Genomic DNA, 9688 nt, shown 5'->3' on the forward strand with positions numbered 1-9688 from the left:
CCGAGGGCTTGTCCATAGTTGCTCGCGTTCACTGTGTTGGTTCTGAAACAACAACCAAGATTGCCATGTGTCTGGTTGACAGTTTCATAGTGTTTCGGTGGTTATAGCGTTAGGGAAACGCCCGGTTACATTCCGAACCCGGAAGCTAAGCCTTTCAGCGCCGATGGTACTGCAGGGGGGACCCTGTGGGAGAGTAGGACGCCGCCGAACAATTTTTGAGCCGTAGGCCCTGGTTTTTGACCGGGGCCTACGGCGTTTTTGCGTTCCGGGATATACCGTGGCCGCCATGAGTGGTGGTCGTGCGCAATTGATGTGGGACGAAGCGGTGACGGGCTATGACTTCGGGCCCGGGCATCCCATGGATCCCGTCCGGCTTTTCCTGACCATGCGGCTCGTCGAGGCATTCGGCCTCGACCGCGTCGCCCGCACCGTCGCGGCGCCGCCGGCCGGGGAATCGACCCTGCGGCTCGTCCACCGCCCCGACTACATCGCCGCGGTGCGTGCGGCGTCCGCCGATCCGCAGACGGCCGACGCGTCGTACGGCCTCGGCACCCCCGACGACCCCGCGTTCGCCGGCATGCACGAGGCCGCCGCACTGATCGCCGGTCAGTCCGTCGCGGCCGCAGAAGCGGTGTGGGCCGGCGAGGCCCTGCACGCGGTCAACTTCACGGGCGGGCTGCACCACGCGATGCCGGGCTCCGCCTCCGGCTTCTGCGTGTACAACGACGCCGCCCTCGCCGTCGCCCGGCTGCTCGAACTGGGCGCCGAGCGCGTCGCGTACGTCGACGTGGACGTCCACCACGGCGACGGCGTGCAGGCCGCGTTCTGGGACGACCCCAGAGTGCTGACCGTCTCCCTCCACGAGGACCCCGGCACGCTCTTCCCCGGCACCGGGCGCGCCCACGAGACCGGGGCCGAGGGCCCCGCCGCCGGGTCCGCGGCCAACCTGGCCCTGCCCGCCGGCACCGGGGACGCCGGCTGGTTGCGGGCCTTCCACGCCGTCGTACCGGAGCTGCTGACGGCCTTCCGGCCGCAGGTGCTGGTCACCCAGCACGGCGCCGACACCCACTTCGAGGACCCCCTCGCGCACCTCGCCGTCTCCGTCGACGCCCAGCGGGCCGTCGCCGACACCTGCCACCGGCTCGCCCACGACCTCTGCGACGGCCGGTGGGTGGCGCTCGGCGGGGGCGGCTACGACGTCACGGACGTCGTACCGCGCTCCTGGACCCACCTCGTGGCCCTCGCCGCCGGCCGGCCCGTCGACCCCGCCACCCCCGTACCCGAGGACTGGCGCCACGAAGTGTTCCGCCGCACCCGGCAGTTGGGGCCGCTGCGGATGACCGACGGCGCCGCGGCGCAATGGCGGGACTTCGAGACCACCGGCTACGACCCGGCCGACCGCCTCGACCAGGCGGTCCTCGCCACCCGCCGCGCCGTCTTCCCCCACCACGGCCTCCTGCCCTAGTCACGGCGAAGCCCCTCCAACCCCGGACCACCCCCGCCCCGTAACCCTCCCGGGTAACTCCCCGGTCCCTTCGCCGTTAGCCCGCGCGGGGGACCGGGCACCCGATCCCGTACCGCCCGCCCCTCCCGCCGCCCAGCATCGGAGGCGTGTTGGACCGCACCAACCCCACCGACCCGGCCCCCAGCGGGGCCCGCACCGACCGCGACGCCCTCCGGGCCCACCTGCTGGCCGCCGGGCTGGCCGGCACCGTGGCGACGTCGCGGGAGCGGAGCCTCGCCCGGTACCGGATGTTCGCCGCCCGCGACCCCCGGGTCCTGATCGGTTTCGAGCCTGAATATGACTGGCGTTTCGCCGACTTGCTTCACCTGATGAGCCAAAGGTGTGGAGTTTCGGCCGATTCCAAGGACACTTCAGGGCAGGATGTGATCGACCCCGATCGCACTCTGGTGGCACTCGATGCCTTCGCGGACCGCCTGGCGACCGTCGCCGCGACCGGCGCGCCCGTGCTGCTCGGCACCGGGCACCCCCACTGCCTCCTCGGCTTCTACGCCGCGTTGGCCGCAGCCCTCTCGTCGGCGGGGTGCGGTGTCCTCACCCCGGCGCAGGGTCAAAGTGTCGACATAACGACCCGGTTCGGCGTACGCACCCATCACCTGACCTACGTCCGGGGAGTCGCGCTGATGCGTGAACCCGGCGCACGGCCCGAGGCGAGTGAGCCGGGCGTGCACACGCATTCGCCGCTCCCGGTTCGGCTCGCGCTGGCCGCCGCGGCCGAGGCCGGAGGACCCCTTCCGGCGCTGGTCATCGGGGACCACGGATGGGCCTGCGGGGCAGGTCAGCTGGGTTTTGAGGCCATCGGGCTGGCCGACTCGGACGACCCCGCGCCGTTCGCCGCGGAGGCCGAGGGCCGCCTGTCGGTGGCCGTTCCGCTTGATGACACAGTGCGGTCTGATTACTACGGACCGCTTACTCGCTATGTACTCAATCGAGCGTGTCTGTCACAGTAGGCGGCCGATGGCTGCTCCTCTTCCCCACTCGTATCACGCGCCCCTAACCTGGGGAGTGAGCGCGCAGCGACGAGGAGTCACCGGAGGGGAAGCCGGTGCGCGTCATGTGCGGAAGGTACAGGTGTGTCATGGCTGCTGGCGAAAGGCCTCTCAGCGACGTTGTGTTCCTGACCGTGGCGGAAGTAGCCGCGGTGATGCGAGTATCCAAGATGACCGTGTACCGCCTGGTGCACAGTGGTCATCTGCCGGCGATCCGGGTCGGTAGGTCGTTCCGGGTGCCGGAGAACGCGGTGCACGAATACCTGCGAGAGTCCTTCGTGGGGGTGGAAACAGCCTGAGCGGCCCCCCGGATTACTCTGATTGCCCGGTGCCGGGTAGGCTGGCCCGATGTAGGTCGTGTGGGCTCGGACGCCCCGCACCGAGTGATTCGATGTAAGCGAGGGTAGTCGTGGGCTCTGTCATCAAGAAGCGGCGCAAGCGGATGGCCAAGAAGAAGCACCGCAAGCTGCTGAAGCGTACGCGCGTTCAGCGCCGCAACAAGAAGTAAGAGCGGCGGCAGCAGCGCCGCTCGGTTCGTGCCGCAGCCCTCCCACCGTCACCGGTGGGAGGGCTGCGGTGCGTTCGGGGGACCCTCGGCCGGCCCCTGCCGGCGCAGCCGCCGATGTAGCGATCAGTGAGCTTCTCGCTACGGCTTGAAATGTCGCCAGGTGCCCCCGGCGGTCATCACAGTGCAACAACGACCCGCTACGGTGGCCGCGACAGGGCGCCGGACAGGCACCGCCCGACCACCGGGCCGCCTGCCGGTTCGTCCCCCGACCCGTCCGCCGAGGGTGGAAGGAAGGCGCTGATCTTGGGCAAGGTCGTGCTCGTCACCGGAGTCGCACGGCAGCTGGGCGGCCGGTTCGTCCGCCGCATCCTGCGCGAGCCCGACGTCGACCGGGTCATCGGGGTGGACGCAGTGCCACCCGAGCACCATCTCGGCGGGGCCGAATTCATACGGGCGGACATTCGCCACCCCACGATCGGGCGGGTGCTGGCCGAGCAGGGCGTGGACACCGTGGTGCACATGGACGTCAACGGCACGCCGCTGGGCCGCAGCGGCAGCCGGACGACGGTCAAGGAGACCAACGTCATAGGCACCATGCAGCTGCTCGGCGCCTGCCAGAAGACGCCGTCGGTCCGGCGTCTCGTGGTGAAGTCGAGCACGAACGTCTACGGCTCCGCGCCCCGCGACCCCGCCGTGTTCACCGAGACGACGCCGCCGAAGTCGCTGCCCGGCGGGGGGTTCGCCAAGGACGTGGTGGAGGTCGAGGGGTACGTCCGGGGCTTCGCCCGGCGCCGGCCCGACGTGGCGGTGTGCGTGTTGCGGTTCGCGAACGTCCTGGGGCCCTGCGTCGACTCGCCGCTCGCCGAGTACTTCGCGCTGCCCGTCCTGCCCACCGTCCTCGGCTTCGACCCGCGGCTCCAGTTCGTGCACGAGGACGACGCGATCGAGGTGCTGCGGATCGCGGCCGGCGAGCCCGCCCGGGGGACGCTCAACAGCGGGACGTTCAACGTGGCGGGCGACGGCGTCCTGCTGCTCTCCCAGGCCGCCCGGCGCCTCGGCCGGCCCACCCTGCCGTTCTTCCTGCCCAGCGTGACGTGGGCCGGCTCCGCCCTGCGGGCGCTGGGCGTGCTGGACTTCTCGCCCGAGCAGATCCGGCTGCTCACCCACGGCCGGGTCGTGGACACCGCGCAGATGCGCGAGACCCTGGGCTTCCACCCCCGCTACACCACCCCGGAGGCGTTCGCCGACTACGCACGCAGCCGCGGACCGGGGCTGCTGCCGCCGGAGACCCTCGCCCGTACCGTCGACCGGATCGCCGCGCTGATGCCTGCCGGCCGCGGCCAGAACTGAGGAGCGCACGCACGATGGCCGATGCGAAGGTGATTCCGTTCGGCGACGAGCCGCGGGCCAAGAGGCGGACGAAGCGCACGGGCCGGGCCCGTACGGGCCGGGTGCCGGCCCCGCTGGCCCCGGTGGCGCCCGGCGGGGGCGAACGGGCCCCGCAGCCCCGCCGGGAGGGCCCGCAGCGGCCCGCCGCGGCGGCCGGCGGGGCCGCCGGGGCCCGGGACGGTGCGGTGCCGCCCGCCGCGGCCGCGGAGGCCGCCACGGGCGGCCCGGGGGCCGCGGAGGGCCAGGAGGGCGGCTGGGAGCGGAAGCTGGCCCACGGGCTGAGCTTCCTGCGGCGGCGCATCACCGGCGAGTACGAGGTCGACGACTTCGGCTACGACCGGGAGCTCACCGACCAGGTGGTGATGTCGCTGCTGCGGCCCTTCAAGGAGAAGTACTTCCGGGTCGAGGTGAAGGGCGTGGAGAACATCCCGGAGGACGGGGCGGCCCTGATCGTGGCCAACCACTCCGGGACGCTGCCGGTGGACGGCCTGATGCTGCAGGTGGCCGTGCACGACCACCACCCGGCCGGGCGGCATGTGCGGATGCTCGCCGCGGACCTGGTGTTCATGCTGCCGCTGGTGAACGAGTTGTCGCGGAAGCTGGGGCACACCCTCGCCTGCGCCGAGGACGCGCAGAAGCTGCTGGAGCGCGGCGAGGTGGTGGGGGTGATGCCGGAGGGCTTCAAGGGGATCGGGAAGCCGTTCTCGGAGCGGTACAAGCTCCAGCGCTTCGGGCGGGGCGGCTTCGTGCAGACGGCACTGCGTGCCGGGGCGCCGATCGTGCCGTGCTCGATCGTGGGCGCGGAGGAGATCTACCCGATGATCGGCAACTCCCGGACGGTGGCGCGGCTGCTGGGCATCCCGTACTTCCCGCTGACGCCGAGCTTCCCCTGGCTGGGGCCGCTGGGCCTGGTGCCGCTGCCGACGAAGTGGACGATCCAGTTCGGGGAGCCGATCCCCACGGACGACTATCCGCCGGAGGCGGCGGACGACCCGATGCTGATGTTCAACCTCACCGACCAGGTACGGGAAACGATTCAGCACACGCTGTACAAGCTCCTCGTACAGCGGCGGTCGGTGTTCTTCTGAGCCGGAAACCCGGCCCGAAGAACACCGACCGCCGAAGCGGCGACCGGCCGCGGCCTAGCGGTCGTCCTCGCCGTGGATGCCCAGCCCCGGCAGGATGTCCGGGAGCACCGGCGGGATGACGACGTCCGGCTGCTTGCCGGGCTTGCCGTCCCGGCCGCGCGGGGCGTGCGACGCGCCACCGGAGTCGGGGCTGGACGGGGGCTGGAGCAGCCCCGTGCCGCCGAGCAGGCCGTCGTGCTCGTCGTGGTGGTCGGGCGAGGCGGGGCGGGGCTTGTCGCCCGGGTGCTTGCCGTCGTGGGCCGGGGGGGCCTGCGAGGCGGGCGCCGAGCGCTCGGTCGCACCGGGGTGGCCCTGGCGGGCCCCGTCCGGGCGGGCCGTGGAGCCCTGCTTGCCGTGCTCCTGGCGGAGCAGCGGGCGCAGCGGCTCGACCTCACTGTCTATGGCGGCGAAGACCGAGGTGACCTGGTCGCCGACGTCGGCGAGCTGGACGGGGAGCCGGGAGCGCAGCTTGCTCCACGCCTCCTGGTGGGAGGCGGTGAAGGAGGACAGCCGCTGGATGGCGCCGAGCGAGCCGTCGCGCTGGTAGACCCCGTGCAGCAGGCGGTGGCCCTCGGCGGCGTCGTGCTGCATGCCGGCGAGGGTGCGGCGGATCTCGCTGAGGGACTCGTGGTCGAGCCGGCCGGCCTTGTCGCGCTCCATCAGGCGGCGGGCCTCCTGGAGCCGGGTGGACGCCTGGTCCAGCAGCAGCCCGCCCTTGGCGGAGTCGCCCTCCGCCATGTCGAGTCTGAGGTCCTCCATGCCGCGTTTGAGCCCGTAGAGCGTGTCCCCGGGCAGGGCGTTGGAGCTCGCCGTGGCGACGCCGCCGAAGGCGCCGGCCGCCACGCCCACCGTGAGCCCGCCGGCCGCCAGCCCCTTGGACCAGCGGGAGCGGGGCCGCAGCCTGCTGAGCGCGCGCGCCCGGTGGGCGCCCCGGCCCCGCTGCGGGGGCACGGCGGCGCCGGAGGCGAACTGGGCCTCCATGGCGGCGATCAGCTGGGCCCGTTGAACGGTCTTGACCTCGGGATCGAGCTCCGGGGACGGCAGCGCGCCGAGCCCGTTCGCGAGGGCCAACAGCTTTCCCTGCTCGGCGTCTTCCGCCGGTGGGCCGGACTGTACGGCCTCAGCACCCCGGACGTCCTGGTCCTCCAGGGCCTGGGCGAAGGCGTTCGCCCGCCGGTGCGCCGATACGTTCGCGATCACAGGCGGCACCTCCTCTCGTCATGACGGTCGACTCCCCTGGGCACCTGAAGGGTTGCACGCCTTGAGGGCATCCACTCGATCGAGTGAGTGAATTCGGGTGCGACACGGCATGGGGAAGTCTGCATCCCGGACAACGAGCGGCGCGGCAGTCGGGTTACGCGGCGGGCGGGAGCCTGCCGCCGCTGAGTGAACCGGTGGGTGTACGGGGTGGACGGGTGGGTGAACCTGTGGGTGAAGGGGTGCATCGCACGGGGGGCTTCGGCGGCGGAGGGGTGGCGGGGAGGGTCAGCGGGCGTCGTCCGGGAGGAGCCTTGCCAGGGTGCGCACGGCGCGGTACTGGAGGGTCTTGATGGCACCCTCGTTCTTCCCCATGACGCGGGCGGTCTCGGCGACGGAGAGGCCCTGGAGGAAGCGCAGGGTGACGCACTCCTGCTGCTGCGGGTTGAGCTTGCGCACCGCCTCCAGCAGGGCGGCGTTGGAGAGGGATTCGAGGACGGAGTCCTCGGGGCTGCGCTCGACCTCGTTGGCGTCGAGCATCTCGCCGGTGGTGACCTCCAGCCGGAAGCGGGAGGACTTGAAGTGGTCGGCGACGAGGTTGCGGGCGATGGTCACCAGCCAGGCGCCGAAGTCGCGCCCCTGCCATGTGAAGGTGCCGATCCGCCGCAGGGCGCGGAGGAAGGTCTCGCTGGTGAGGTCCTCGGCGGTGGCCCGGCCGCCCACCCGGTAGTAGATGTAGCGGTAGACCGTGTCGGCGTACTGGTCGTAGAGGCGGCCGAAGGCCTCGGCCTCGCCGGCCTGGGCGCGCTCGACGAGGTCGAGCATCCGGGCGCTGTCGCTGTCCGCGCTGGGGCGGCGGGTCGTCGTGGACGTGCCGGCGCCCGTGCCCGAACCGCGGCGGGTGCGTCTGCCGACGGCCGCACTGGCCGCGCTGCTCTCGGCGAGCGCGTAGCAGGGGCCGGCAGGGCCGCCCACGGCGGCAGGGGCGAGCGTGGCGAAGGCGGGGACGGCGTACGCGGTGGGGACGAAGCCGCGCAAGCGGTCGAGGACCGCTGCGCGCAGCGTAGCCAGGCCCGAGGCGTCAACCCCGACGTGTGGGTACACGGGACTCCCAGAGGCAGAGCTTCCATCACGTGCAGTGCGGTGCCGTTCACTCGTCGTAGGGACAAGCGGGTACCGGCTTGCGTCTGAGGAGAATAACCCTTCGTACAGGCAGCACTACGCCGAGTTGCTCAAATCATCGTTTCCGTTCGATCTCCTTCTCATTGGCGCCCGTTCAAATATCGAATTCAGAGCGGAAGTTGACAGGATTTGCCGATGGTGTGGCCGATTGGGCTGCGTGTTGTGGCAATCCGGTCGCGACGGGAGTGCATGGGGCCATGTGGGGGTATGACAACAGGATTGCCTGTGCGGCCGATGTGGTTACGCGCAGTGGCGAGGAGGCGCGCCGCAGGGGTCGCCCGTTCCGGTGACCCGGCCGGTGGACGCCGGCCGGGCCGATGACGGTGCGTCAGGGGGCGGCAGGGGGCGTCGGGGAGTGGCGGGGAGTTACCGGCGGCTGCGGCGGTGCAGGGCGATCGCGGCGGCTGCGCCGCCCGCCAGGGCGCCGGCCCCGGCCGCGGCCGGGATGCCGATCCGGGCCGCCTTGCGGCCGGTGCGGTAGTCCCGCAGCCGCCAGCCGTGCTCGCGGGCGTGCTTGCGCAGCCGGCCGTCGGGGTTGATCGCGTAGGGGTGGCCGACGAGCGAGAGCATCGGGATGTCGTTGGCCGAGTCGCTGTATGCGGCGCAGCGCGCGAGGTCGAGGCCCTCGGCGGCGGCGAGCGCGCGGACCGCCTCGGCCTTCGCCGGGCCGTGCAGCAGCTCGCCCACGAGCCGGCCGGTGTAGACGCCGCCGACGGACTCGGCGACGGTGCCGAGGGCGCCGGTCAGGCCGAGCCGGCGGGCGATGATCGTGGCGGTCTCCACGGGGGCCGCGGTGACCAGCCAGACCTTCTGCCCGGCGTCGAGGTGGGCCTGGGCGAGGGCGCGGGTGCCGGGCCAGATGCGCTCGGCCATGTACTCGTCGTAGATCTCCTCGCCGATGGTCATCAGCTCGGAGACGCGGTGGCCCTTCACGATCGACAGGACGCTGTCGCGGGCCTCCTGCATGTGCTCGGGGTCCTCGATGCCGGCGAGCCGGAACCAGGTCTGCTGCCAGGCGAAGCGGACGAGCTCGCGCTTGCCGAAGAACTGCCGCTTGTACAGGCCGCGGCCGAAGTGGTAGATCGCGGCGCCCTGCATGACCGTGTTGTCCAGGTCGAAGAACGCGGCGGCGTGCGTGTCGCCCGGAACCGGGAACTCCGGCTCGGGCTCCTGCGGCGCGCCCGGCCCGCCGGCCAGGGCGGCCTCCTGCTCGGTCTCCTGGGCGGTCTTGCGGGCGGCCTCCGCCGCCGCCTCGCCCGCCAGCACGCTGCGTGCGGTCGCGGAGCGCCTGCGGTGGGTGAGCCATGCGAGTGCGGCCATGGCGCGAGCATAGCCAGTTTGTTCGGGGTAACCCGAGCCCGGAGTGGTGCGATGGCGTGAACAGTGCGCGTCGGCGCGGTGACACGCCGCGCCCGGGCCCCCGCTACGGGGAAACGTTCAGCCGCCGTCGGCCGCCCGCAACCGCCGCCGGCCGCCCTCAGCCGCCGAGCGCCTTGCGCAGCCGGTCGGGGTTCACGCGCCAGAAGTCGTGCTGCTCGCCGTCGATCAGGACGACGGGGATCTGCTCCCAGTACTTGCGGTGGAGCTCCTCGTCCTGAGTGATGTCCTTCTTCTCCCAGGGCGTGCCCAGTGCGCCGCAGACCTCGGCGATCACGGCCTCGGCGGCCTCGCACAGATGACAGTCGGGCTTTCCGATCAGTGTGACGAGACGCTCGGCGGGGTCCTTGCGGGCGGTGCGGCGCAGCAGCGGGCTCATGGCGGCCATTGTGCCGCG

10 protein-coding genes and 1 rRNA gene are annotated in these 9688 nt (G+C 72.0%); 7 read left to right on the forward strand and 4 right to left on the reverse strand.

The features are described 5' to 3' along the window. Positions 1-93: 93 nt before the first annotated feature. The 7 genes from rrf to IE305_RS20790 all read left to right on the forward strand — a co-directional run bounded on the left by rrf (position 94) and on the right by IE305_RS20790 (position 5496). Positions 94-210, forward strand: a 5S ribosomal RNA gene (gene rrf / locus IE305_RS20760). A gap of 76 nt (positions 211-286) precedes the next feature. Beyond that, positions 287-1465, forward strand: a complete 1179-nt coding sequence (locus IE305_RS20765) for an acetoin utilization protein AcuC (RefSeq protein ID WP_190131194.1) — start codon at positions 287-289, stop codon at positions 1463-1465. A 146-nt stretch (positions 1466-1611) separates the two neighbouring features. Then, positions 1612-2472 carry a phosphatase gene (locus IE305_RS20770; protein WP_229891290.1) on the forward strand — a complete coding sequence of 287 codons (861 nt, stop codon included), beginning with the start codon at positions 1612-1614 and terminating at the stop codon, positions 2470-2472. Positions 2473-2600: 128 nt separating this feature from the next. Beyond that, positions 2601-2810, forward strand: a complete 210-nt coding sequence (locus IE305_RS20775; RefSeq protein ID WP_190131195.1) for a helix-turn-helix domain-containing protein — start codon at positions 2601-2603, stop codon at positions 2808-2810. Between the two features lie 110 nt (positions 2811-2920). Then, positions 2921-3019: a 30S ribosomal protein bS22 gene (locus IE305_RS20780; protein ID WP_003948845.1), complete on the forward strand. Its 99-nt coding sequence runs from the start codon at positions 2921-2923 to the stop codon at positions 3017-3019. 303 nt (positions 3020-3322) lie between these two features. Beyond that, positions 3323-4369 (forward strand): NAD-dependent epimerase/dehydratase family protein, encoded by a 1047-nt coding sequence (locus IE305_RS20785; RefSeq protein ID WP_190131196.1) that lies wholly within the window; start codon positions 3323-3325, stop codon positions 4367-4369. A gap of 14 nt (positions 4370-4383) precedes the next feature. Continuing rightward, a complete protein-coding gene (locus IE305_RS20790; protein ID WP_190131197.1) occupies positions 4384-5496 on the forward strand; it encodes a lysophospholipid acyltransferase family protein in 1113 nt (370 codons plus the stop codon). Between the two features lie 54 nt (positions 5497-5550). Here the strand turns inward: IE305_RS20790 and IE305_RS20795 are convergent, their stop codons facing one another. From IE305_RS20795 to IE305_RS20810, 4 genes are all read right to left on the reverse strand, one after another. Beyond that, complete coding sequence (locus IE305_RS20795; RefSeq protein WP_190131198.1) at positions 5551-6735, reverse strand: DUF5667 domain-containing protein; 1185 nt, start codon at positions 6733-6735, stop codon at positions 5551-5553. 285 nt (positions 6736-7020) lie between these two features. Beyond that, on the reverse strand, positions 7021-7836 hold the full coding sequence (locus tag IE305_RS20800; protein ID WP_190131199.1) for an ECF subfamily RNA polymerase sigma factor, BldN family: 816 nt from the start codon (positions 7834-7836) through the stop codon (positions 7021-7023). Positions 7837-8280: 444 nt separating this feature from the next. After that, positions 8281-9234 (reverse strand): HAD family hydrolase, encoded by a 954-nt coding sequence (locus IE305_RS20805; protein WP_190131200.1) that lies wholly within the window; start codon positions 9232-9234, stop codon positions 8281-8283. Between the two features lie 157 nt (positions 9235-9391). Next, on the reverse strand, positions 9392-9679 hold the full coding sequence (locus IE305_RS20810; protein WP_190131201.1) for a glutaredoxin family protein: 288 nt from the start codon (positions 9677-9679) through the stop codon (positions 9392-9394). Positions 9680-9688: the final 9 nt, after the last annotated feature.

The organism is Streptomyces mashuensis (assembly GCF_014654785.1).
GTDB lineage: Bacteria > Actinomycetota > Actinomycetes > Streptomycetales > Streptomycetaceae > Streptomyces > Streptomyces mashuensis.